This is a genomic window from Bradyrhizobium erythrophlei (assembly GCF_900129425.1).
In the GTDB taxonomy this organism is placed as follows: Bacteria; Pseudomonadota; Alphaproteobacteria; order Rhizobiales; family Xanthobacteraceae; genus Bradyrhizobium; species Bradyrhizobium erythrophlei_C.
The window spans coordinates 3,965,989-3,988,754 of the sequence record NZ_LT670817.1; the positions used below are offsets into that span (position 1 = coordinate 3,965,989).

General features: G+C 60.4%; 20 protein-coding genes and 1 pseudogene. 13 read left to right on the top strand and 8 right to left on the bottom strand.

Features of this window, described 5'->3' with window-relative positions; all coding sequences use genetic code 11:
* Nucleotides 1–4: 4 nt before the first annotated feature.
* The 3 genes from B5527_RS18860 to B5527_RS47130 form a co-directional block, all read right to left on the bottom strand.
* Nucleotides 5–778 carry a maleate cis-trans isomerase family protein gene (locus tag B5527_RS18860; RefSeq protein WP_079602871.1) on the bottom strand — a complete coding sequence of 258 codons (774 nt, stop codon included), beginning with the start codon at nucleotides 776–778 and terminating at the stop codon, nucleotides 5–7.
* Nucleotides 779–792: 14 nt separating this feature from the next.
* Complete coding sequence (locus B5527_RS18865; protein ID WP_079607372.1) at nucleotides 793–1,725, bottom strand: amidohydrolase family protein; 933 nt, start codon at nucleotides 1,723–1,725, stop codon at nucleotides 793–795.
* Between the two features lie 105 nt (nucleotides 1,726–1,830).
* The gene (locus tag B5527_RS47130; protein WP_276329338.1) at nucleotides 1,831–1,962 is read right to left on the bottom strand and encodes a hypothetical protein; all 132 of its coding nucleotides are present in this window, start codon (nucleotides 1,960–1,962) and stop codon (nucleotides 1,831–1,833) included.
* A 145-nt stretch (nucleotides 1,963–2,107) separates the two neighbouring features.
* On the opposite strand from B5527_RS47130, the gene B5527_RS18870 reads away from it, so the two are divergent.
* The 9 genes from B5527_RS18870 to B5527_RS18910 all read left to right on the top strand — a co-directional run bounded on the left by B5527_RS18870 (nucleotide 2,108) and on the right by B5527_RS18910 (nucleotide 13,770).
* A complete protein-coding gene (locus tag B5527_RS18870) occupies nucleotides 2,108–2,668 on the top strand; it encodes a MarR family winged helix-turn-helix transcriptional regulator (RefSeq protein ID WP_172842592.1) in 561 nt (186 codons plus the stop codon).
* Nucleotides 2,669–2,931: 263 nt separating this feature from the next.
* Nucleotides 2,932–3,948, top strand: coding sequence for an ABC transporter substrate-binding protein (locus B5527_RS18875; RefSeq protein WP_079602872.1), 1,017 nt, complete (start codon nucleotides 2,932–2,934; stop codon nucleotides 3,946–3,948).
* A gap of 61 nt (nucleotides 3,949–4,009) precedes the next feature.
* Complete coding sequence (locus tag B5527_RS18880; protein WP_154072359.1) at nucleotides 4,010–4,771, top strand: ABC transporter ATP-binding protein; 762 nt, start codon at nucleotides 4,010–4,012, stop codon at nucleotides 4,769–4,771.
* A gap of 74 nt (nucleotides 4,772–4,845) precedes the next feature.
* A complete protein-coding gene (locus B5527_RS18885; RefSeq protein WP_079602874.1) occupies nucleotides 4,846–5,625 on the top strand; it encodes an ABC transporter permease in 780 nt (259 codons plus the stop codon).
* A gap of 282 nt (nucleotides 5,626–5,907) precedes the next feature.
* Nucleotides 5,908–8,799: an FAD-dependent oxidoreductase gene (locus B5527_RS18890; protein ID WP_079602875.1), complete on the top strand. Its 2,892-nt coding sequence runs from the start codon at nucleotides 5,908–5,910 to the stop codon at nucleotides 8,797–8,799.
* 60 nt (nucleotides 8,800–8,859) lie between these two features.
* A complete protein-coding gene (locus B5527_RS18895; protein WP_154072360.1) occupies nucleotides 8,860–9,393 on the top strand; it encodes an aromatic-ring-hydroxylating dioxygenase subunit beta in 534 nt (177 codons plus the stop codon).
* Between the two features lie 56 nt (nucleotides 9,394–9,449).
* On the top strand, nucleotides 9,450–11,819 hold the full coding sequence (locus B5527_RS18900) for a xanthine dehydrogenase family protein molybdopterin-binding subunit (RefSeq protein WP_245332646.1): 2,370 nt from the start codon (nucleotides 9,450–9,452) through the stop codon (nucleotides 11,817–11,819).
* The gene (locus tag B5527_RS18905) at nucleotides 11,816–12,655 is read left to right on the top strand and encodes an FAD binding domain-containing protein (protein WP_079602876.1); all 840 of its coding nucleotides are present in this window, start codon (nucleotides 11,816–11,818) and stop codon (nucleotides 12,653–12,655) included. Before B5527_RS18900 ends, B5527_RS18905 begins: the two co-directional genes overlap by 4 nt.
* Nucleotides 12,656–12,657: 2 nt before the next feature.
* On the top strand, nucleotides 12,658–13,770 hold the full coding sequence (locus B5527_RS18910; RefSeq protein WP_079602877.1) for a xanthine dehydrogenase family Fe-S subunit: 1,113 nt from the start codon (nucleotides 12,658–12,660) through the stop codon (nucleotides 13,768–13,770).
* Between the two features lie 114 nt (nucleotides 13,771–13,884).
* Here B5527_RS18910 and B5527_RS18915 read toward each other — a convergent pair whose 3' ends face one another.
* Both B5527_RS18915 and B5527_RS18920 read right to left on the bottom strand, forming a co-directional pair.
* On the bottom strand, nucleotides 13,885–15,327 hold the full coding sequence (locus B5527_RS18915; RefSeq protein WP_154072361.1) for a hypothetical protein: 1,443 nt from the start codon (nucleotides 15,325–15,327) through the stop codon (nucleotides 13,885–13,887).
* A gap of 144 nt (nucleotides 15,328–15,471) precedes the next feature.
* Nucleotides 15,472–16,617 carry an acyltransferase family protein gene (locus B5527_RS18920; protein WP_172842593.1) on the bottom strand — a complete coding sequence of 382 codons (1,146 nt, stop codon included), beginning with the start codon at nucleotides 16,615–16,617 and terminating at the stop codon, nucleotides 15,472–15,474.
* A gap of 379 nt (nucleotides 16,618–16,996) precedes the next feature.
* On the opposite strand from B5527_RS18920, the gene B5527_RS18925 reads away from it, so the two are divergent.
* Nucleotides 16,997–17,164: a hypothetical protein gene (locus tag B5527_RS18925; protein WP_154072362.1), complete on the top strand. Its 168-nt coding sequence runs from the start codon at nucleotides 16,997–16,999 to the stop codon at nucleotides 17,162–17,164.
* A gap of 72 nt (nucleotides 17,165–17,236) precedes the next feature.
* Here B5527_RS18925 and B5527_RS18930 read toward each other — a convergent pair whose 3' ends face one another.
* The 3 genes from B5527_RS18930 to B5527_RS18940 all read right to left on the bottom strand — a co-directional run bounded on the left by B5527_RS18930 (nucleotide 17,237) and on the right by B5527_RS18940 (nucleotide 21,219).
* Nucleotides 17,237–18,520, bottom strand: coding sequence for a cystathionine gamma-synthase family protein (locus B5527_RS18930; RefSeq protein ID WP_079602881.1), 1,284 nt, complete (start codon nucleotides 18,518–18,520; stop codon nucleotides 17,237–17,239).
* A gap of 296 nt (nucleotides 18,521–18,816) precedes the next feature.
* Nucleotides 18,817–19,299, bottom strand: a complete 483-nt coding sequence (locus B5527_RS18935; RefSeq protein WP_245332738.1) for a tyrosine-type recombinase/integrase — start codon at nucleotides 19,297–19,299, stop codon at nucleotides 18,817–18,819.
* A gap of 321 nt (nucleotides 19,300–19,620) precedes the next feature.
* Nucleotides 19,621–21,219, bottom strand: a complete 1,599-nt coding sequence (locus tag B5527_RS18940; protein ID WP_079602882.1) for an FAD-binding oxidoreductase — start codon at nucleotides 21,217–21,219, stop codon at nucleotides 19,621–19,623.
* Between the two features lie 147 nt (nucleotides 21,220–21,366).
* Here B5527_RS18940 and B5527_RS47135 point away from each other — a divergent pair, with 147 nt between their 5' ends.
* The 3 genes and pseudogenes from B5527_RS47135 (at nucleotide 21,367) to B5527_RS18950 (ending at nucleotide 22,739) form a co-directional block, all read left to right on the top strand.
* The gene (locus tag B5527_RS47135; protein ID WP_276329339.1) at nucleotides 21,367–21,795 is read left to right on the top strand and encodes a GNAT family N-acetyltransferase; all 429 of its coding nucleotides are present in this window, start codon (nucleotides 21,367–21,369) and stop codon (nucleotides 21,793–21,795) included.
* Nucleotides 21,796–21,858: 63 nt separating this feature from the next.
* A pseudogene (locus B5527_RS47140) lies at nucleotides 21,859–22,179 on the top strand (GNAT family N-acetyltransferase); the annotation flags it as partial.
* Between the two features lie 221 nt (nucleotides 22,180–22,400).
* On the top strand, nucleotides 22,401–22,739 hold the full coding sequence (locus B5527_RS18950; RefSeq protein WP_079602883.1) for a GcrA family cell cycle regulator: 339 nt from the start codon (nucleotides 22,401–22,403) through the stop codon (nucleotides 22,737–22,739).
* Nucleotides 22,740–22,766 lie beyond the last annotated feature (27 nt).

The following is a 22,766-nucleotide window of genomic DNA, read 5'->3' on the forward strand; positions in this document are numbered from 1 at the left end:
CCTGTCACGACGCCTTCAATGCGGGTGAGTAGGCGCCGGACAGCAGCGCACCCGCGCCCGGCACCACCGGCTCGAGTTCGAGCGCATTCAGCATGGCGTAAGTGGTGGCGACCGCAGCGGTGACGACGGGCTTGCCTGTCATCGCCTCCACTCTTGGCACCACCGGCAGCGACGGCATCTGCACGCAGGCTGAAAGTACGACCGCGTCGACATCGCGGGTGTTCATCCCGGCGACGATGGCCGGGAGCCGCGCCGGATCGTGCTGGCCGACGGCAACATTGTCGGGGATCTCCAGCGCCCGCCATTCCGCCACCTCGTAACCTTCGTTGCGGATGTAATCGACAACCAGCTCCGTCAGCGGCTTCATGTAGGGCGCGACCAGGCAGATGCGCCTGGCGCCAATTACTTTGAGCGCATCGACCAGCGCGCCGGCGCTGGTGACGACCGACGCCTCGGCCCCGTTGTCTTTGGTGCGCGTCCGCAGCCGCGCTTCGGAGGCGCGATGATAGCCGTGCCCCATCGACATGATGGCGACGAGGCAGGCGTAGCCCAGCACATCGACCCTCGCGTCGCTCAGTTCCAGCGCGCAGCGGTCGGACTCGGCGTCCATCGCCGCCAGTTCATCTTTCTTCACCGTTTTCATGCGCATGCGGCTGGAATGAAAGGTGAAACGCTCAGGACGTACCAACTGACGTGCCGTCAGCATGGCCGGAATTTCAGTTTCCATCGTGGTGTTGGAACTGGGGACGATCTGTCCGATGCGATAGGGCCTCGACATAATGACTCTCGCAGTTACTGCTGGGCGATCTTGAGCAGGCGTGCGGCGTTGCCGGAGCACACGAGCGCTCGAACAGCATCCGAAATCGGTGCGGTCTCGATGAAATCTGCCGCGATCGTGCTGGATTCGTAGGGGTAATCGACCGAGAACATGACCGCCTGTTCACCCATCTCGGCGAGCGAGCATGCGAGCGCGGCGTGCGAGCAGACGCCTGAGGTCGTGATGACGATATTGCGGCCGAAATATTCGGATGGCCGCAACCATAATGTCACGCCCTGTGAATAGACGGCGAAGCGGCTGTCGAACCGCCAGAGCAGCATCGGCAGTCCTTCGCCCATATGGCCAAGGATAATCTTCAGTCCGGGAAAGCGGTCGAACACGCCGCTGAACAGCAGACGCAGAGCATGTGATGCCGCTTCCACCCCCCAGCCCCAGATGGCGCCAGCCAATTCCGGGCGATCGGCGTAGGCGTGGGGAACCTGAAAATGATCGATCGGGTGGAGATAGAACGGGACGTCGAGGTCCTGCATCGTCTCCCAAAGGGCGTCATAGGCGGGGAGGTCATAATAGGTGCCATGCGTGTGGCCGTTCACCAGCGCGCCCTTGAAGCCGAGCGTTTTGACAGCGCGTTCAAGTTCGCGCGCTGCCACCTTCGGATCGTGCATGGCCAACGATGCGAACCCTGCAAGCCGCGTGGGATTGCGCGCGATCTGGCCAGCGAGATAGTCATTGGCTTGGATTGCCCGGCTTGCGGCCATCGCCGCATCGGTCTCGCCCTGCACACTCGGGATGGTTGGCGACAGGACACAGATGTCGATACCGGCACGATCCATGTCGGCGATACGGGCTTCGTGGAAATCGTCGAGCTTCGCGGCCAGTTCCGCCTGCGCGGCATTATTCATCAGACGTGTGAACGCTTTTGAATAATCCTGGAAGCCCGGCGCCATGAAATGTTCTTCAAGCGCTATCTTGCGGATACGGTTGGCCAATGCTTGTGCTCCATGTGCGTAGTGATCAGATGTCGGTCGGACTCGAATAGAACAGCGACCGTTTCATCTGCCTGCTGTGATCGCCGGACAGCCGCTCAGGTCGTTGATGACGCCGATCGCGTCAGGACCAGCGAGGGCGGCGGTGGCCATCGGGGTGGTGAGCTGGGGAAGAATCCAGAAGGTGAATTTCCGCATACCGACCGCGTCTTTGAGAGATGCTATTTGCAGAATAGGATGTATACTGAGTTTGTAGATTTGTTTCAGTGAGCCGTCAATGCGGGGGACGCTGATTTTCTCGCGAGAGGTTGAGGGCTTGGTGAGTTCGTTTTATAGATATGCGATGAACGAAATTGAGGAGTTGGCGCAGGCTGCGGCTGACGAAGCGGACCGCCACGGACAATTGCCGCTGTGGTCGCGAGTGGGCTATCTGATCCGTCGTCTGCACCAGATTCACTCGGCCATTTTCGTTGAGGAGTGCCGCGAGTTCGGCATCACCCCGGTCCAGTATGGCCTGCTGACGGCCTTGCATTATTTCCCGGGCAGCGATCAAGTGAGCCTCGGTCGAGAGGTCGGGATCGATCGCACCAATGTGGCGGATGTGCTTGAGCGGCTTGCGGAAAGGGGGCTGGTGCGGCGTGAGCGCAGCGTCCACGATAAGCGTTCTAAAATAGCGTTTCTCACGCCTGCAGGCGAAGCCGTCCTCGAGCAGGGCAGGGCCGGCATGATGCGCGCCCAGGAGCGTATTCTGGCCCCGCTGGCATCGCCGTTTCGCCCTGCGTTCCTTGCCGTGCTGACCCAGTTGATCGATGGCAACAGTCAGTCTGTTCCTTCCGAATCCGGGTTCGATGTCGAGCGTCGCCCGAGAAAAAAGCCTCATGAGAAGGCCGGCTCCGGGCGCTGATGGTGTTTGTCCCAGGATCCGCTTAGCTGCTCGGTTCGGTCCGCTCGAGTAGCCGGCAACCGAGCGGAGCCAGTGTCGCCGGCTCCGCGTTTTCACGCGGAAACGTCGGTCAGATTAGGCGGCTAGCCGCATAGATCGCAGTCACTTTGCTCATTGAAGTTTGTGCATTTGAGCGATTATTAGTCAGTATATCTCCTTTTTTTGTTGAAACCTTCGGGAGTACGAGGGTAGTCTGCTCCGATTATTCACCGACGGAGCCTCCCATGCGAGCAAGCGCGTTTGTTTTCAGTGCCGTAATGACGGTCACTGCGATGATTTCCAATGTCGCCGACGCAACCGATACGCTGCGGGTCCGGCTCGACTGGTCTCCCTGGGGTGACCAGGTGCCGTTCCATCTCGCCGTTAAAAAGGGCTGGTACGCCAAGCAGGGCCTCAACGTCCAACTGGAAGACGGCAACGGCTCGGTCTCCACGGTGCAGATCGTCGGCAACGGGGACTACGATCTGGGCCACGCCTCGCTCGCCACCATGGCGATCGCGCGCTCCAAGGGACTGCAGGTGAAAGCGGTCGCGGGTTTCATTCGTCAGAATGACATCGGGCTGATGATCGGGAAGGACACCGGCGTCAATTCGCCGAAGGATCTCAAGGGCAAAAAACTCACCTTTACGGCAGGTTCGCTTGAAACGCCGTTTCTGGATCGGTTCATTAGCGCCGGCGGTCTGACCCGCGACGATCTGGAACTGACCAATGTCGACGCCGCCAACAAGGGCACGCTGTATATGTCCGGCCGCGTCGACGGAGCCTTTTCATCGGCGCCCTTCATGCAGCCGATCTTCGATCGCCAGCGTCCGACCAAGACCATCAAATTCTCCGATTACGGCTTGGAGTTTCCAAGTTTCGGACTGTTCGCGACCGAGGCGACGATCGCGGCGAAGCGCGATCAGATCCGCAAATTCGCGAGCGTTACCGCCGGCGCTTGGCAATACATCCTTAACGGTCACGAGGCCGAAGGCGTTCAGGCGATCATGGAAGCGCGCCCGCAGGCGAAGCTGGACGCGCAGGTCTTGCTCGATCAGATCAAAATCCTTCGCGGGCTGGTATCGACTCCCGCCACCGCGGGCAAACCCATGGGAATTATGGCCGAGGCCGATTGGGCGAAAGCGATCGACACCCTGCAGCAGGGTAAGCTGATGGGTCATGTGGAGGCGCCGGGTGCTTACTACACCAATGAGTTCATTGATGAAAAACTGGTGAAAGAGATCGCAGATGGCGGCAACTGAGCGCGTCTCCTCATTGTTGCCCGCATCCCGTGCGGCCACAGTATCGAAGACGAGCCGCACGATGATTTCTGCGCGCGGCGTCCAGAAACGCTATGGCGGCGCCGGGGGCCTGCTTGCGCTCGAGGACGTCACGCTGGACATCGCCGAAGGCGAATTCGTCAGCCTTCTCGGCCCCAGCGGCTGCGGCAAGAGCACCTTCCTGCGATGCCTCGCGGGACTGGAGCGTCCGACCGGGGGAGCGTTGCTGCTCGATGAGGCGCCGGTCAACGGACCGCCGGAAAAGCTCGGCATCGCGTTCCAGCGCGATGCACTGCTCGACTGGTTTTCAGTGCTGGAAAACACGTTGCTGCCGGCGGATTTCGGCGGCTACGGCCGAAAAGCCTACGAGCCGCGCGCCCGCGAATTGCTGGCGATGGTGGGATTGAAGGATTTCGCGGATGTCTATCCCAGCGCGTTGTCAGGCGGCATGCGCCAGCGCGCCGCGATTTGCCGCTCGCTGTTGTTACAGCCGCGCTTGCTGCTGATGGACGAACCGTTCGGCGCGCTCGACGCCCTAACACGCGATCAGCTGAACGTCGATCTGCATCGCCTCTGGCAACGGCAGCGCATGACGGTCGGTTTCGTCACGCATTCGATTTCGGAGGCCGTCTTCCTGTCGACGCGCATCGTCGTTTTCAGCGCGCGGCCTGGCAGGATCGCCGAGGACATTCGTGTCGATCTGCCTGACGATCGCAAGCTGGCGGTGCGCGATACCCCGGATTTCATTCGCTACACCCATCATATTCGCAGCCTGTTCGAGAAAATGGGCCTGATCCACGACTGACACTTGAGATAAAGGCGGCGTGCGGCTCGTCCGGCATGCGCAGCAAACCGCCGTCGCTAAGGCGAGGAGATCACATGCAATCGACCACCCGTTGGGCGCGCTTCGGCATTCCGCTCCTTGGCGCTGTCGCCTTCCTTTTGATCTGGGAAATGGCCACGGATCTCGGCGCCATCAGGCCCGTTCTGCTGCCGGCGCCATTGGCTGTCATCCGTGAGATTGCCGGTGAGCCGAGGTGGTTTGCGGAGCAGACGGTCTTTACCATCGGCGTCGCGCTGGCGGGGTTTGCCCTGGCGGTCGTTCTCGGCGTCGCGTTCGCCGTCGCCATCGTTGAGTGGCCGCTGCTCGATCGGCTGCTTTTTCCATTGTTCGTCGCGCTGAACAGCGTTCCCAAGGTGGCGATCGCGCCGTTGTTCATCATCTGGTTCGGCACAGGCGCCGAACCGAAAATCGCCATCGCCGCCCTGATCGCGATTTTTGCGATCGTGATCGATACCGCGCTCGGCCTGCACTCGGTGCCGCCGGACCAGCTCGATCTGGCCAAGGTGTTGCGCGGCTCGCGGCTGAAGGTGTTGCTGCGCATCAAGATGTATTGCGCCCTGCCGCATATCTTCGCCGGCTTCAAGGTTGCGCTGTCGCTGTCGCTGGTGGGGGCGATCGTCGGTGAATTCGTTTCGTCGCAGAAGGGGCTCGGCTTTGTGATCCTGACGGCGCAAGGGTCGTTCGATACGCCGCGCGTGTTCGCCGCCATTTTCATTCTGTCGGTGGTGGGCGTCACCCTGATCAGCGCGCTCGATGTCATCGAGCGGCTCGCCTTGCCCTGGCATTACAAGAGCCGGCAGGTCGGCGGACACTGAGGCCAGCAGCGCGACGAGAGGGGCGTTCCCAGCGGCCTCGCTGGATGTCTCGTGGATAACCGCCGTCAAAAATAAGAGGTGTACATCTTATTATTCAAGGATCCGAAATGTTCGAAAATGCCTTATCAGATTTGGATTCGGCAAGTTTAGCCCTGTCGGCGTGTATGTATAAAGAAGGTATGTCTCGGTTTCAGCCGGGCGCGCCCTCGCAAGCTCTTGGCCCTTGCAATGAAAAATAACGTTGTATACTGATTATATCGACCCTCTGGCATAGGATCGCATATGACATGGCGTGCCGCCATTTTACTCGAAGCGTTGCGCCCGGACGGAGTGATCGGCGTTGAAATCGAGGGCGTCCCTGTCGCTCTTTATCAACTGGGCGATCAGGTCTACGCGACTCACGGCATTTGCACCCATGCGCTGGCCTTCCTTGCCGATGGATTTGTCGAGGACGGCAAGATCGAGTGTCCGCTGCATCAGGGGCTGTTCGATATTCGAACCGGCAAGGCGCTGTGTGCACCGCTGACGGAGGATATCAAAACCTACCCCGTGAAGGTTGAGGACGGGACGGTATTCGTTGATCTCGATTCATCCGAGGCAGACACCGCACAAGATGCTTCATCCGCGGGCGATATCACAGTGCCTGTGCGCTCGGACCAGCGGGTTGTCATCGCCGGCGCGGGGCAGGCGGCGGCTGCCGCTATTCGCGCGATGCGCGCCGCTGGCTTCGAAGGCGAGATCGATCTTGTCGGGGCCGAGCCCCACTTGCCTTACGAGCGTCCGCCCTTGTCCAAAGGCTTGCTGTTGGGGCAAACCAGCCGGGAGGCCTGCGGGCGTCTCAGCCCCGCGGACATAGACGCGCTTGGCGTTACCGTTCATTTGCAAACCCGGGTGTCCGCCATCGATGCCAGCGCGCGCATCGCCACTCTCGATGACGGGCGCACGCTGTCTTACACCGCATTGCTGATCGCCACCGGCGGTTCGCCGCGCGCGTTGAGCATTCCGGGCGCGGATCTGCCGGGCGTGCTGTCCCTGCGCACGTTTGAGGATGCCGCAGCGATCGGCGATGCGATCCGCGCGGCGAAATCCGTCGCCATCATCGGCGGCGGCTTTATCGGCATGGAATTGGCCTCGGTCGCAGCTGAACTGGGCGTCTCGACGATGGTGCTGGAGCGCGAGGCCGAATTGATGGCGCGGATGATGCCCGCGCCGCTGGGCCGCGCGTTTCGGCGGCTGGCGGAAAAACACGGTGTCACCGTCCGGGTTGCGACTTCCGTTGTGGCGATCGAGCAGGTTAACGGCGGGCTGCTGGTTAAAACCTCCGGTGAGCCGGTGGCCGCCGATCTCGTGCTGGTCGGCGTCGGACTGGAGGTGGACACCGCGCTGGCCGCGTCCGCCGGTTGCGACGTGCAGGGCGGAATTGTCGTCGATGCGGAGGGGCGCAGCAACGTGCCCGGCATCTGGGCAGCGGGCGATTGTGCGCTCCATCATGTGCCGATCAACGGCCGGCGCTGCCGCCTCGAAAGTTGGGACAATGCAGAACGGCAGGGCGCGGCAGCCGGGCGCTCGATCGCCGATGCGCCGGCCGAAGCGGATGCGGCGAGCCGGCCTTGGTTCTGGACCGATCAGTTCGGCCTCAATGTGCAAATGCTGGGCGTCGCCGCCCCGGGCGATGCTGTTGCCCGCACCGGTGGAGATGCCGCCGCAGCCGGTGCGGTCTACCGCACCTTCGATCCTGTATCGGGCCAGCTCACATCTGTCGTCGCTTTTTCCGCGCCGCAGGCGATCCGGGCTGCGCGAACCGAACTCAACAGCGATGCGTGTTTCGATCCGGCCACTGTAGCCGGCGTCGTTCTCGACGATCCGGATGAAGATGAGGGAGATGCCATGACAGCCGCTGTATCCGCCACTATCAAATCCTCGGCACCTTTGTCGGCCGATGAACGGGCCAGAACTTATGCCTGGCCCACGGAAGGCCTGACGCGCATTCCCGACTGGGTCTACACCGACGAATTCATCTATCAGCGCGAAGTCGAGAAGATCTTTCACGGTCGCACCTGGAATTACGTCGCTCTGGAAGACGAGGCGCGCAATCCCGGCGATTTCATTCGTTCCAATGTCGGGCCGACGCCCGTCGTGGTCTCGCGCGCCGATGACGGCAGCATTCATGTCTTTGAAAACCGCTGTGTCCATCGCGCGGCCGAATTCTGTCGCAACCTGAGCGGCAACACCAAGGAGTTCGTCTGCCCATATCACCAATGGTCATACGATCTGAAGGGCAATCTGGCGGGGGTGCCATTTCGGCGCGGCGTCAATGGCGCGGGCGGCATGCCGAAGGATTTCAAGACCTCCGAGCATGGCCTGAAGCGGCTGAAGGTCACCACCCATCGCGGCGTCGTTTTCGCTTCGTATTGCGACGAAATCGAGCCGCTCGCGGACTATCTCGGTCCCGAGATCCTCGCGGAATTCGAGGCCACGTTCGACGGCCGCATACCGCGCGTTCTCGGCCATTATCGCCATAGCCTTCCGGGCAACTGGAAGCTGTATCACGAAAACCTCAAGGACCCCTATCACGCCACGCTGCTGCATACCTTTTTGGTGACGTTCGGCCTTTTGGTCGCCGGCAACAGATCCCTGATGCTGGCGGATGCGACCGGCCGGCATGGCGTGATGGCGTCGGCGAAATCCGAGGCGGGCAAGCTAGCCGCCGATACCAAGAAGGAAATGCGCGCCTACAAGGAAGGTATGTCGCTTTCCGACCCCCGCTTCATGAATTTCGTCGACGAGTTCAAGAGCCCGTGGTCCGTGACCATGATGACGCTGTGGCCTAACCTGATCGTCCAGCGCGAGATGAATACGCTTGGCGTTCGTCAGATTGTGCCGACCGGCCCGAACGAGTTCATCATGAAATGGACGATGTTCGGATTCGAGGGCGACGACGAGGAGATGACGCGCCATCGGCTGCGGCAGGGCAACCTGATGGGGCCTGCCGGATTCCTCGGTCTCGAAGACAACGAAGCCATCAAATTCGTGCAGGACGGAATGATTTCCGTGCCGCGCGGCGAACATATAGTCGAACTCGATCCCGGCAATGACGGGACCTCCGAGACGCTGATTTCGGAGGCGGCGATCCGCGGCATGTATCGCCATTGGCGCGAGGTGATGGAGCTGTGAGATTTATCGCTCTTGGATGTGAGTGAGGCCTCGCTTGCCGCCGACTTGAGGAAACCAAAAATGTCTCTTGCCATCGACATCAAATCCAGAATTCCGGACACCCGAGACGCTCGCATCGAGCGCCTTCTGCTTCGCGCGGAGATCGAGCAATTCAACGCGATCTACGCTACGGCGCTTGACGATCAGCGCCTGTCGGATTGGAGCGAAATGTTTACCGACGACGGCAGCTACGTTGTCCTGTCTCGCGAAAACCACGATCGCGGGATGCCGGTGGGGCTGATTTACTGCGAGGGCCGGGCGATGATTCGCGATCGCGCCTTCGCGCTAGAGAAAACGGCGATGTTCGCGCCGCGTTATCTGCGACACATCGTCAGCAACACGCAGCTGATCGGCGTGGATTCGGATGGTTCAATTCGTGCAACCGCAAATTATCTGCTGCTGCAGGTGTTGTTCGACCGTCCTGACGCAACGCTGCATCAGGTTGGTGTGTACCACGATGTGTTTCGAAGCACTCCGGATGGATTGAAGCTGGCCAAACGTCATTGCGTTTACGACAATCTGCTGGTCCCGAATGCGCTCTGCCTGCCGGTCTGATCCGGCCGGACAGCGCGTCCCCAGATAGCCCGGCCTCGGTGGTCATGGAGCAAGACGTGAGCGAAACCACAATTCCCGCGGAAGGCATCGGCGCTCGCGTTCTACGCAAGGAAGATGCCCGGCATTTGCGTGGTCGCGGTCAGTTCGTAGGCGATCTCTTCATGGTGGGGTTGCAGGAGGTGGCGTTTTTGCGCAGCCCGCTCGCGCATGCGCGTATTGTATCGCGGACTCGTCCCGCGGGCCATGACCATGCCATCTTCTTTCTCGGCGATCTGAAGGGCGTCGCGCCCATCGTTACACGCTCGTCCATTCCCGGCTACAAGGTTTCGGAATATCCTGTTCTTGCCCGGGAAAAGGTTCGGTTTGGCGAGCCGGTCGCCATGTGCGTGAGCCGAAATCGCGCGGCCGCCGAAGATCTGACGGAACTCGTCGATGTCGACTATGACGAGTTGCCTGCCATTGTCTCCTGTGAGAGCGGACGCAGGGCCGGCGCGGTGCAACTGCACGAGGGCTGGAGCGATAATCTCTTTCTCGAAACGTCGTTCGATAGCGGCATCGACGCGATCGCCTCGACGGCGCCGGTCGTGGTCGATCTCGAGGTCTCCTGTGCGCGCCAGACCATGCATCCGTTGGAGGGCAAGGGCGTGCTCGCGCACTGGGATCATCGGGCCGGGCAGCTCGTCGTCCACACGTCCACCCAGGTGCCGCATCTCATTCGTGCCGGCCTTGCAGAATGCCTGGGACTGCCGCAGGCCGTCATTCGCGTGATCGCGCCGGATGTCGGCGGCGGTTTCGGATACAAGTGCCTATTGCAGCCGGAAGAAATCGCGGTGGCGTGGCTGGCCCTGACCTACAAGACGCCGTTCCGCTGGACTGAAGATCGCCGCGAACATCTGGTTGCCGGCGCCAATGCGCGCCAGCATCACTACAAAATCAAGGCCTATGCCGATGCGCGGGGCAAACTGCTCGGGCTCGACGCGGAAATCTCGGTCGACACTGGCGCCTATTCGGTCTGGCCGTTCACCGCCTGTCTCGAGGCGGCGCAGGCTGGCGGAAATCTGCCGGGGCCGTATCATCTCACCGCCTACCGCGCGAAGACGTTTTCCGTCGCTACCAACAAGCCGCCTTTCGCCCCCTATCGCGGTGTGGCGCGGCCCGGCGTCTGTTTTGCCATGGAGCAAACCATCGACGCCATCGCCAAGGCGGTCGGCCGCGAGGCATGGGAGGTCCGTGCCGAAAATCTCGTCGCCGCCAGATTCATGCCTTACACCAACATCACCAACAAGCATTACGATTCCGGCGATTATCCGGCGGTACTGCTCGAAGCGAAGGAGATGATCGGCCTGGACGCGTTTCGTGCCGGTCCGCGTCGCGATGCCCGCGGCCGCTATCTCGGCGTCGGATTTGCCAGCTACACCGAGCAATCGGCGCACGGCACCAAGGTGTTCGCCGCCTGGGGCTTGCCCCTGGTGCCGGGCTTCGATCAGGCCTTCGTCAAGCTGACGCCCGACGGCGCGCTCGAAGTGCGCTCCGGGATCCACACCATCGGTCAGGGCCTGGAGACGACGCTGGCGCAGATCGCGGGCGAGGTGACGGGCGTGCCCTACAAGGATATTCGCGTGACGCTCGGCGACACCGCGACAACGCCGTTTTCGACCGGTGCCTACGCCTCGCGCGGCATCGTGATGACAGGCGGCGCCGTCGCGCGCGCGGCCGAAGTCGTCGCCCTTCGCATCAAGGCCATCGCCGCGCATCTGCTGCAGGTCGAATCGAGCGCTGTGGCCTTCAGGGACGGCCGGATTTGTGCCGGGCAGGCCAGCGTGTCGTACGAAGACATCGGCCGCGCCTGGTATATTCGCCCGGATCAATTGCCGGACAATGTCGATCGTGGGGGATTGGAGGCGACCGAGGGTTATAAGCCGCAAGTGGATGGCGGCGTCTTTTCCTACGCCAGCCACGCGGTTCGCGTCGCTGTCGACCCGGAAACGGGCCTTGTCGAAATCCTCGACTACGCCATCGTCGAGGATTGCGGAAAAATGGTCAATCCGATGATCGTTGAAGGCCAGACCTACGGCGGCGCGGCACAGGGTGTGGGCACAGCGCTGTTCGAAGAAAGCCCATACGACGACAACGGCCAGCCGCTCGCATCGACTTTGCTCGATTACATCCTGCCGGGTCCGGTGGAGTTGCCGAAATTCCGCATCGCGCATCGCGAGACGCTGTCGCCTTATTCCAAATTCGGCATCAAGGGCGTCGGGGAGGGCGGTGCCATCGCGCCGCCGGCTGCAATCGTCAATGCCATCAACGACGCGCTGGCGCCGCTGAATGCGACCTTGCGCGATGCGCCGGTATCGCCGACGCGGATTTTGAAGGCGATCGCAGCCGCCAAGCTCGTCCTCATTCCGCAGCCAGGCAACGCCGCATGAAACCCGCGGAATTCGATTACAAGCGCGCGCGCACGCTGCCGGAGGCTGCGGAATTTCTCGCGGCCGCCAATGGCGATGCGAAAATTCTTGCCGGCGGTCAGTCGCTCGCGCCGATGCTGAATTTGCGTCTCGCGCGCCCGCTCATCCTGATCGATATCAAGCGCGCCGAAGGTTTGCGCGAGGTTGCCGCTGACGACAATGTCATGTCCATCGGCGCAGGCTGGACGCATGCTGAAATCGAAGACGGGGCGTTTGAAGATCCTACGCGCGGATTGATGCCGTATGTCGCGCGTCGCATTGCTTACCGCGCCGTGCGCAATCGCGGCACGATCGGCGGCAGCCTCGCCCATGCCGACCCCGCTGCCGACTGGATTTCGACCATGGCAGCGCTGGGCGCGACATTGGTTGCGCAAGGTGCCGACGGCAAGAAACGCCGCCTGGCCGCCGATACCTTCCTGGAAGGTGCTTTCCAGACCAGACTTGGCACAAATGATGTGCTCATTGCCATCGAGGCCCCACGTCTCTCTGAGAAGGCAAGATGGGGCTATTACAAAATCTGCCGCAAAAGCGGTGAATTCGCCAATGCTATCGGCGTTGCCATTTTCGATCCTAAAAATCGATTGAGCCGCGTTCTGGCCGGTGCGACGGACGGTCCGCCGGTGCTGCTGCAGGAGACGGCGAAAGCGTTGGCCGACCAGGGCTCATCCGCGGCCTGCGATCACGTCGGGACTGAGATTGCAGCGGTGCTATCCGGCCATGATGCCGTCATCCGGCAGTTGCACGTCACTGCGGTCCGCCGCGCGCTCGACGCGCTCGCCGTCAAACCGGATCATTGAACATGGCGACCATCACGCTATCCATCAACGGTGCCCCGGTCTCGGCCGAGGTCGAGCCCCGGTTGCATCTGGCCGATTTTTTGCGCGGCGATCTGCATCTCACCGGGACGCATCTCGGCTGTGAGCAGGGTGTGTGCGGCGCCTGCACGGTGCTGATCGACGGCAAGCCACAGCGCGCGTGTCTGGCCTTCGCCGTCGATTGCGACGGCGCGGAGGTCCGGAGCATCGAGGATTTCGACGACGATCCGCTGATGGGCGAACTGCGCGACGCGTTCAGTATCTCGCACGCGTTGCAATGCGGATTCTGCACGCCGGGCATGCTGGCCAGCGCCCGCGACATCGTCAGCCGGTTGGGCGAGGTTTCGGAGTCGCGAATTCGCGAGGAACTATCCGGCAATCTCTGCCGTTGCACCGGCTATGTCGGGATCGTCGAGGCGATCCGCGCGGTGTCGCTCGGCAAGTCGCCCGCGATCGCCAGCCCTGTTGCGGCAAGCGCGCGCAAGTTGATGAAGCGAAGCGCCGCCGTTGAGACCCCCGTCGTCGCGCCGGTTGTTCGTTCTGCGGCGCCGTCCGCGATCGCCGGTACCTCGATCGAGGAACGCATTCCCATCGGCGCGCCGCCGGACAAGGTGTGGCAGGCACTGTCGGATTTGCGGCGCGTGGCATCATGCCTGCCAGGCGCGGAGATCACCGAAATCGACGGCGACAAGGTGAAGGGACGCGTACGCATTGCGCTGGGTCCGATCAAGCCGGCTTTCAGCGGCGAAGCTACGGTGACGATGGACGCCATCAGACGCGAGGGCAGAATGGTCGGGCGCGGCCGCGATTCCGGCATCGGCTCGTCCGCCGAAGGAGAGGCACGCTGGCAGGTGATCGACGGTGATACGAACGGCTCCGTTATTGTGGTGAATCTGACTTGGCGCCTGACAGGTCCGCTGGCGCAATTCAATCGCTCGGGTCTGATCCAGGATATTGCGCGTCGTCTCACAGCGACATTTGCGATCAATCTTGAAGCCGCCATCGACAACAGAACGCCGCCTGTCGCCACCTCCCAGGGCATCAGCGCTTTCGGGTTGTTCTGGTCGGTAATCAAGGCGCGATTGTTCGGGAGCTGATGAAACCGTAGTGCGCACCGATCCAGAAGGCCGACCGATCTCATTCCGTTGAAGAGAAGGCAACATCGTCCCATGGCGAATGGCTTGCATGGTAGGGCGACAAGCCGCCCGTTGTTATTGACGCCTCATGGGTGCCTTCGTAAATCCGTGTTTCGATGAACTCAAATCGGTTGTCGCAGGGCTGGCAGAGGGTCCCACATCCTGCACGTCGGCGCCGTCGCGTTTCCTGCGCGCTACCTGATGCGCCATGAAGGCATCAATTGTTTCTCTCGACACGTTACTGCTTCCGTCTTGGGAAAACATTACCACGGGTGGCAATTCCGGATGCTTGAGAGTATGCGCCATGCTGTAAGCCGGCCAATCCGGTGGATGGCTCAAATCTGGCAGCCCGAATTTCGTGGGCTGACTACAAAAAGCGCAATTCGAAACACTTTCAAAGCCCGCGTGCAGTGAAAGCTCCTTTTCAAGTCGAGCTCGATACAAGTAAGCATCTGAACTCGCCACAATGCTGACACCATAGAAGCCGGCCAACATTGCAAAGCTTAAGTCGCGCAACGGCCGCCTTCCGAACCAATCCATTACGCGCGACGGCCATAGGAAGAGATCATGATTGAGCAGGATCGGCAAGGTTGCAATGACCACGGTAATGCCGGCGCTGTAAATACGCGAGGGATACGCGAACCGAAACTGGCGTGTTCGAAGACCGATCAAATCCGGGATAAACAACAATGAAATCGGAATTGCGAACGCAACGAAAACGACGACGGTCCGCAGAAAAGACCTTCTTTCGAGCAATTTGAAAGAGAGCGCAGCAACAAGCAACCCTGTAATAAAAACTCCGCCGATCGCAAATACGAACCAGTGAAATACCCCCTCGCTGGGGACAGTGGGTTCACTGAAATGACAGATTAATTGAAACGGAAGAGCGATTAGGAGGACGGCGACCAGTGCGCCACGGTTCTTCATCGATCCTTTTCCGTGTCGCGCGGAAGCGTAGGTTCCAATGGCTAGTATAACGTTTGAGAGAGCGACAACTTCGTAGCTCGCCGCGAGGAAAAAGCCGATAGCGAGACGCCGGAACGACCGAGGATCTAGCGCGGCGTCGAGGGAATAGACGACGAACAATGTCGTGAGGCTCAGTGCGAAAAGGAGTTCTGTCGCTGCAAAATTGGCAAGAAATATCGTCGCGGAAACAAATAAGGTGATGATTAGGCTCTTTGTAGCAACATTCAGCTTAGAAGTTATCGTGATGATCAGTGGAAGAGCTATTTGAGAGTACGTGGTGATACCGTACGCGATAGTTGCAATCTCGATGTGAGAAGGAAAAAAAATGCCGATTAGGCGAACTGGCGCTGTTGTCCAGACCACCGCAAAAAATCGCCTAGGCGTTTCTTGATCCCCCGGATACCAGAAGGGGTCCAGGAACGACTGAACGATGAAGTTCGTGCCGTCCATAAAAAATTGACGTCCAGCGAGAGCGCTTACAACGAGCACGAAGACGATAAGCACGGCATGAATCGTACCATCATCTTCAATCCGGCATTTTCGCAAAATCATGAGACTCCATCCCTTGGGAAGGGCCAGCCCAGCTCTTCGGTCGGTGCTGGTGCCGGGTTCGTGCTGAGCCGTATGGTCATCAGGCTTTTACGAGCCTACGCGGTCCTTCGACTGTTCTCCGAGGGTCTCAGCGATGCGTACCGATCAATAAACTTGGGCCGGTTGAAGATCGCGGTATTTGCGAGTGATCCGACGACCAAATTCGATTCCAGGCAATTCTACCGCGTGGCGCGCTACCCACGCCAGCGCGTAGGCCACCATGGGAATTACAATGAGAGCGGCTAGAGGGTTGTGAAGGTTGCTCAGTGGCGCTTCCGATGCGGTCAAGCGACCCCAAGCTAAAATAATCGGGAAATGGATAAGATAGAGACCATAGGAAAGATCTGCGAGTACCACAAAAGGCCAACTACCGAGTGTTGTGGAAACCTGTGAGATCGTCCAGCGAATGGGTGAAGGTGTTTTCATTTGTTGTCCAAAAGCAAGAATCCAAAATCCAAGGCAAATAAGTGCCCTACCGAAATCTAATATCATGCCGGCCGATCCCCAGATCGGCAGTAACATCAAACCCGTTGCGGCAAACAGGTAGATAAATCGGGAGTTCGGCTTCTGAGAGGCCGCTGCTATCAGCATCCCGCCCATGAAGACGTTGATCTTCAGGAGCAGTATGGATGGTAGGCTGAATTGGTGCAGGAACGAGGAGAAGAGATAGTCGCCTAACAGGCAAGCGGCGCAGGTAATCCCCACAACTGTGAGCCAACCAATGCTTCTTCCCAACAACGCTAAAAACGGAAACAGAAGATAAAACTGCATCTCAAGACTTATACTCCAGTCCGGCAACCAAGTGCTTCGCGCGAACTCGGGGGAAAGACCGAAAAGAAAAGTGATGTGACTGATAATATGAAGCCCGAGTTGATCGTTCGCAGTGCTGCCTGACTCCCAGTTGCTAAAATGGAACGAACCATCGAAGCCGTTTTGATATTGCTCACAAAGCACCGCGATAACGAGCATTGTGTAGTAAAGCGGTGCTAACCGGAAAAACCTTGTCAGCCAAAAAATCAGCCATGTCTGAGGCCGATCAAGAGGTTCGTGAATCTCGCGAGCGGTAACCTGATGAAGCATGAGAAAGCCCGAGAGCAGAATAAAAATGTCGACGGCTAAGCTCGTCCAGCTCACGATCGGCGGGAATTCCCCATACATGGCCAATATGTGGCCTACCATCACCCAGAGGGCCGCCAGTCCGCGAAGGCCGTCAAGATATCCGATGTGGGTGAAGGTAGTTTGCTTCATCATTAGACTAATCAAAAATGATAATTTCGGAAATTTTACAGCTTTATCGTCGAAAATATGTGACATTGCCCCTGGAGATGGTTTTCGCGTCTGCTGAGCTGCTCAAAGAACACGCACAAGCGCAAGGGAACTCATGACCAACCATCTGGATCGGCATGAGACCGGGACAGTCAGCCCAATCGGCTATCCCGACTACGCGTCATTCTCTGACGTCGTGAAATAGACAGGTTCGCGCAAGAACTCGGCAAAGCGGAACCGTCGAGAGCTGTCAAGATCGCGAAGGGGCATGGGCGTAACAGCGACCAGATCGCGCACGTAAGAGCCGAGGACCCTTCGCGCCTCTATGGGCTGCTTGGTCGTCGACCAGCCAGGGAACTCGCCGATGAATCTGCCTGCCGGCTTAATGAACGGTCCGGATCTTCCTGCCGAATTCGAAGCCGCCGCAGCATCGGTACTCGCCGCGTGGAGCAGGGGGCGGTCTTGGCAGGGTTTCTCGCTTGATGACGTGGATCGCCTGCGGCCGGCGTTCACCTTGGCGAAGGCGACGTAGAGAAGTTCGGAAAGTCACCTGCAGAAGCCGTTCGACCTCCCATCGGTTCCGAACGATCGGCTATGAGTGCAGCTATGCCTCGTTCAAGGCTTGCGCGATGTCTGCGATCAGATCGGACGGGTGTTCGATGCCGATCGACAGCCGGATCGTGGAGTCGAGAACGCCTATTTTTTGGCGGATGTCAGCCGGAACGCCGGAGTGGGTCATGCTTGCGGGCAGGCTCGCAAGCGATTCGGTGCCGCCCAGGCTCACCGCCAGCTTGAAGATTTGCAGCGCGTTCAAGAATTTGAATGCGGCGGCTTGGCCGCCGACAATATCGAACGAGAACGTGGAGCCCGCACCGGTGCATTGCCTCGCGAACAGCCGGCCGGCGGGGGAGGTCTCTTCGTGGTGAGCAAGGTAATGGACTTTCGCGACCTTGCCGTGGTCGCGCAGGTAATCCGCCACGAGCCGCGCGTTTCTGTCAGCTTTTTCCATGCGGATGCTCAGTGTTTCGAGCGACCGGCTGATCATCCAGCAGGAATGGGGGTCCAGTTGGGTGCCGATGGCTCCTCGCAACGCCTTGACGTCTTTCATGAGGGCTCTTGAGCCGAGCGCGGCGCCCGCGATCAGGTCGGAATGACCGCCGATATATTTGGTTAGCGAGTACAACGAAAGATCCGCGCCGTGTTCGATCGGCCGCTGAAACACTGGCCCCAGTAGCGTATTGTCGCAGGCGACGATCGGCGTGTGTCCCTGAGCCTGGCCGATCATCTCGGCAACGCGGCGGACCATCGCGATATCGACCAGGCCGTTGGTGGGATTTGCCGGGGTTTCGATGAAAATCATCGCTACCCGGCCTTTGAGCAGGGCGTCCTCCGCCGCCAGCCTGACTGCGGCTTCGTCGATGCCGGCGGCAAAGCCCACCGTTCCGATGGAGAAGCCCGCAAGCGTCTTCGCAAGCAGAGTTTCCGTCCCGCCATAGAGCGGTTGAGAGTGCAGAATGACGTCGCCAGGGCGGGCGAACGCGAGAATCGTGGTCGCAATCGCCGCCATGCCGGACGAGAACAGCGCGCACTTCTCGGTGCGCTCGTAGACCGAGAGCCTGTCCTCGACGATCTCGCTGTTGGGATGATTGAACCGCGAATAAACGAGGCCCGCACCCATCCCTTCGGGAGGCTCGCGCCGACCCGAGACGAAATCGAAGAAGTCCTGTCCGTCTTCGGCGGTCCTGAAGACGAAGGTCGAGGTCAGAAAGACCGGCGGTTTGACGGCTCCTTCCGACAGTTGCGGATCGTAGCCGTAGTTCAGCATGAGCGTTTCGGGATGCAGCATGTGGTTGCCGATGTGGGTCTTCGACGGAAACGGTTTCACCATGGCCTGCCTCGCTGTCTTGATACGTAACGTTGCACTGCGTTTTGGGGGTCTTCCAGAAGACGATGCGGTCAGGAGTGGTGGATGCGACGGCATCCAACGGCTCCGGTCAACGTTGCCGGGATCAGCGTAGCAACATCCGGGACTGATTTCACCGCGCCCGAGGCTGATTTCCGAGCGCTCACCCGGGCTGCCGGCTTCTGTCCTAGGAGATCACATTTGTCACGTGGGAGCTGCAGGAGCGCCTGGTCCGCTTCTGGCGCGTAAGCGACCAGCGGCATGACGCCGGTCGTTGACGATTAGAACTCGATCTGCTCGGCGATATTTAGAGCGTCATCCACCTCGATCCCGAGATATCGGACGGTGCTCTCCAGCTTCGTATGGCCCAGGAGGAGTTGCACAGCGCGCAGGTTGCCAGTCTTACGATAGATCAGGGCAGCCTTCGTGCGCCGCATCGAGTGCGTGCCATAAGAAGCCGACTCTAAGCCGACGCTTTCAACCCAACGGTGCACCAGCCGGGCATATTGGCGGGTGGATAAGTGGAGGCTTGCATGGAGTCGACTTGGGAAGAGATATCGGGAGCCAGTGTTCCGAAGCATCGGTAACCAGGCTTCAACGGAGCTCCTCGATTGCTCCGTGATCTCGAACTGGACTGGTCGACCTGTTTTCCTTTGAACGATCGTTGCTCGACGCCGCACCTTTGCTCCTGAGCAAATGTCGTCCAATCGAAGTTTGACCAAGTCGGAGGCGCAAAGCTTGCTGTCGATAGCTAAGTTAAAGATGACAAGGTCGCGTCACGATCGACCGATTTCGAGGCGAACGCGAATGGACCAGACATGCTTCGCTTCGAGAGGCTTTTTCTGGCCGATAAGCAATCCCTTGTTCCAAGGTCGTTTGTCTCTGCCAACAGGACGTACAGGCATGGGGGCTCCTCCGCCACCCGCCCGCCGCGTCGCTCCATCGCGAGCGCTGTACATTATATCGGCTGAGCAGTCTGGCTCTCTCCAGGCAGAACTCGACCGGCCGCTGTTGGCGCAAAGCGGTCTTAAGGCGACGACGATACGGAGCGCATCGAGCCGGAAGAGCTTTTTGGCAGGATGCGCCTACGGATCAATGAGGACGCCCGGGTTGAGCATGCCTTGCGGATCTAATTCGCGCTTGGCTCCCCTTAGGGCGGCGGCGAAAAGCTCGGGCCGTTGTCGGTCGTACCAAGATCTGTGATCGCGACCGACGGCGTGATGATGCGTGATGGTGCCGCCTGCCACGATCAGCGCGTCGCTCGCCGCATTCTTGATAGCCTGCCACTGCTCGAGAAGCGCGCCGTGTCGACCAAGCGCGTGGAAAGAAAAATAGGGTGCAGGCCCGTCCGGGTAGACGTGGGTGAAGCGGCAAGTGACTTCACCCTTCACGCCGGTCGCTTCCACAATGGCGCGCTCGGTTGCCGCTTTGACCTTGTCGTGGAGGGTTTCGAACCGATCCCAGGTGATGGCAGTCTCGAACGTATCGTTGATGAGGCCCACGGGCGTCAGAAATTCGCGCGCATAGGGCATGCGAATGAACGCGTTGCGCCAGATGCCTGCCGCGCCTTGCAGATGCGCGTCGCTGGCCTTCGCGAGCTCCGGCGTCCCGCGATGGTCGGCGCAGCACTCGAGCGCGCGCGCCATCCAGGCGTCCAAAGGATGATCGCCCGACTCGAACGCGAGCACCATGATGGCAGCACTGCCGTCCGCCGCACCGGTGTTGAAGGCCTCTTGCGCATCCAGGATGCGGCAATTTGACGGATAGAGGCCGGCTTGCGCGACGGCGCGCACGGCGCGCGCGGCGTCGAAGAACGAGGGGAAACGAAGCGATACGCCGGCGCGGAAGCTTGGACGCGGTTGCAATCGCATCCAGGCGCGCGAAATCACACCCAGAATTCCTTCCGAGCCGATGAACATGCGGTCCGGACTAGGCCCGGCTCCCGATCCGGGAAGCCGGCGCGTCTCCACCACCCCAACGGGCGTCACGACGCGCAGGCTTTCGACGAAATCGTCGATGTGGGTATGAAGACTGGCAAAATGGCCGCCCGATCGGGTCGCAATCCAGCCACCAAGCGTCGAAAATTCAAAACTCTGCGGGAAGTGCCGCAACGTAAAGCCATGCGGCTTGAGCTGGTTTTCCAGCGACGGACCATAGGTGCCGGCTTCGATCGATGCGGCGCGCGATACCGGGTCCACTTCGACGACCTTGGAAAGATTGCGCAGATCGAGGGTGACGGCAGCCTTATGCTTGATGCCGTCAACGCGTGGCTCGACGCCGCCGCAGACGCTCGAGCCGCCTCCAAAAGGCGTCAGCGAAGCGCCGACAGAACCCGCCCAGTCCATCACGGCCGAAATCTCCGCCTCGTTGCGCGGATAGGCCACAACGTCGGGTGCACAATTGTAATCGCCAAGCATGGCTCTGACGTAATCCGGGTAGGACTTGCCGTAGGTGTGCGCGGCGCGATCGTAACGTTCGGTGGTGCAAAAGGGGGTGAGCGAGGCCGGCGGCGCCACGCGCGGTTTCCGCAAGCAGAGATCGTCAAGGCCCGGGACAGCGATCGTGTCGAATTCGTCAGTAGCAAACTTCGTCCGGTAGCGGCCGAGCACAAACTTCCGCTCCTCCGCGCTCATGCCTTCGCCTTCGCGCCCCCAGCCGTAATGTTTCAGCCTTGCGCCAGTCATGAGCGTTCCTCGTGGTTGGTTTCGAGCGTTTCTTGGAATGATAAAATATTCTGAACGACAGCGCCGCGCCAGAGCGCTCTATTGTGCCGGCAACGGCTCACTCGCGGTAACCTTGGTTTCATGCGTCCATTTGTACGATCGCCCGCCATGAACGATCTAAGCATCCGGACGACGCGGCCGGACGAAATCTCGATAGCGGTGAACTGGACCGAAACCGAAGGCCGGAACCCGGGCCTCGCCGACGACGCCTGCTTCGCCGCGGTCGATCCCGAAGGCTTCTTGATCGGCGAGTTCGACGGCGTGCCGGCCGCAACCGTCTCCTGCGCCCATTACAGCGCGAGCTTCGCCTTCCTCGGCCTCTACATCGTCCGAGAGGACTTGCGTGGCCGCGGCTATGGTCTGCGCATATGGGATGCGGCCATTGCGCACGCCCGGCCACGCGTGATCGGGCTCGATGGCGTGGTAGGGCACAGCAGAACTATAGAAAGTCCGGGTTCGAGCTCGCTTATGCCAACGTCCGGTACGGCGGCACCGTCGCGGCCCCGGATGCTCCGCAGGCTGGCGTCATCGCCCTGACCGAAGTCCCGTTGGCGGCTGTAGAGGCATACGACGCGACGGTGTTTCCGGCTCCGCGCCCCGCGTTCCTGCGCGCCTGGATCGGCTCGCCCGGGCATGTCGGTCGGCTGGGGCGTGATCCGTCCATGCCGCAAGGGCTGCAAGATCGGTCCGCTGGTGGCCGACGACCGCGCCACCGCCGACGTCGTCCTGTCGGCTTTGCTGGCCAGCGTCGGCGGTGGGGAGATCCTCCTCGACGTTCCCAGCATCAACCGCGACGCGGTCGCGTTGGCGCAAGACCTGGGGCTCGTGCCAGTGTTCGAGACCGCGCGTATGTATACCGGCGTGATCCTGCCGTTGCGGCTGGAGTGGGTATTCGGCGTCACCACCTTTGAGCTGGGGTAGCGTCCCGCGAATAATGGTGACGTCACACACTCTCTCTTCGCAATGGCTGCTTCTGGCGCAAAGCGGCCGGTCATACGCAAGCAGCATCTCGTGACTAATAAGGCATGAGTATGATCATCAGGTTGGATTTGGAATCATGTTCGGGTAGGGCGCCGGAGTCTCGGTGCCTCTCGCGTGGCGATACTGTCAGAACTCCCACTTTGGGCGTAAGACAATACGTCATGTGGGATGCCGCCAGCGTTGCACTCCTCAAAAAGCTCTGGGCCAGTGGCCACAGTGCCGGGCAGATCGCCCGCCGCCTAGGGCACAGCCGCAACGCCGTGTGCGCCAAGTTGCTGCGCATGGGCTTGAAGCGCGGGCACAGGCCGCCGACCGCAAAGCCTAAGATCGTGTCGGCGCCCAAGCGAATGCCCGCGCTTTTGGCAGCCTGTGCTCGCCCGGTTCATAAGGTTGTGTCTGCGCGCAAGCCAGTAGTGAGGCCGCCGAAGGAATTCACAAAATCGCAGTTGAATGCCATGTTGGCTGAGGCCATTGCTAACATGGCGCGACTGCTTCGATGATGCATTCAACGTTTGCTGAAAGTTTGA

Bases quoted from the DNA above. Each gene is read 5' to 3' on its own strand.
- B5527_RS18925 (WP_154072362.1), top strand. From the start codon at position 16,997: ATGAATCTGCCTGCCGGCTTAATGAACGGTCCGGATCTTCCTGCCGAA.
- B5527_RS18920 (WP_172842593.1), bottom strand. From the start codon at position 16,617: ATGATGAAGCAAACTACCTTCACCCACATCGGATATCTTGACGGCCTT.
- B5527_RS18870 (WP_172842592.1), top strand. From the start codon at position 2,108: ATGAACGAAATTGAGGAGTTGGCGCAGGCTGCGGCTGACGAAGCGGAC.
- B5527_RS18930 (WP_079602881.1), bottom strand. From the start codon at position 18,520: ATGGTGAAACCGTTTCCGTCGAAGACCCACATCGGCAACCACATGCTG.
- B5527_RS18940 (WP_079602882.1), bottom strand. From the start codon at position 21,219: ATGACTGGCGCAAGGCTGAAACATTACGGCTGGGGGCGCGAAGGCGAA.
- B5527_RS18950 (WP_079602883.1), top strand. From the start codon at position 22,401: ATGTGGGATGCCGCCAGCGTTGCACTCCTCAAAAAGCTCTGGGCCAGT.
- B5527_RS18895 (WP_154072360.1), top strand. From the start codon at position 8,860: ATGTCTCTTGCCATCGACATCAAATCCAGAATTCCGGACACCCGAGAC.
- B5527_RS47130 (WP_276329338.1), bottom strand. From the start codon at position 1,962: ATGCGGAAATTCACCTTCTGGATTCTTCCCCAGCTCACCACCCCGATG.
- B5527_RS47135 (WP_276329339.1), top strand. From the start codon at position 21,367: ATGAACGATCTAAGCATCCGGACGACGCGGCCGGACGAAATCTCGATA.
- B5527_RS18910 (WP_079602877.1), top strand. From the start codon at position 12,658: ATGGCGACCATCACGCTATCCATCAACGGTGCCCCGGTCTCGGCCGAG.
- B5527_RS18905 (WP_079602876.1), top strand. From the start codon at position 11,816: ATGAAACCCGCGGAATTCGATTACAAGCGCGCGCGCACGCTGCCGGAG.
- B5527_RS18880 (WP_154072359.1), top strand. From the start codon at position 4,010: ATGATTTCTGCGCGCGGCGTCCAGAAACGCTATGGCGGCGCCGGGGGC.
- B5527_RS18890 (WP_079602875.1), top strand. From the start codon at position 5,908: ATGACATGGCGTGCCGCCATTTTACTCGAAGCGTTGCGCCCGGACGGA.
- B5527_RS18860 (WP_079602871.1), bottom strand. From the start codon at position 778: ATGTCGAGGCCCTATCGCATCGGACAGATCGTCCCCAGTTCCAACACC.
- B5527_RS18865 (WP_079607372.1), bottom strand. From the start codon at position 1,725: ATGGCGCCGGGCTTCCAGGATTATTCAAAAGCGTTCACACGTCTGATG.
- B5527_RS18915 (WP_154072361.1), bottom strand. From the start codon at position 15,327: ATGATTTTGCGAAAATGCCGGATTGAAGATGATGGTACGATTCATGCC.
- B5527_RS18885 (WP_079602874.1), top strand. From the start codon at position 4,846: ATGCAATCGACCACCCGTTGGGCGCGCTTCGGCATTCCGCTCCTTGGC.
- B5527_RS18875 (WP_079602872.1), top strand. From the start codon at position 2,932: ATGCGAGCAAGCGCGTTTGTTTTCAGTGCCGTAATGACGGTCACTGCG.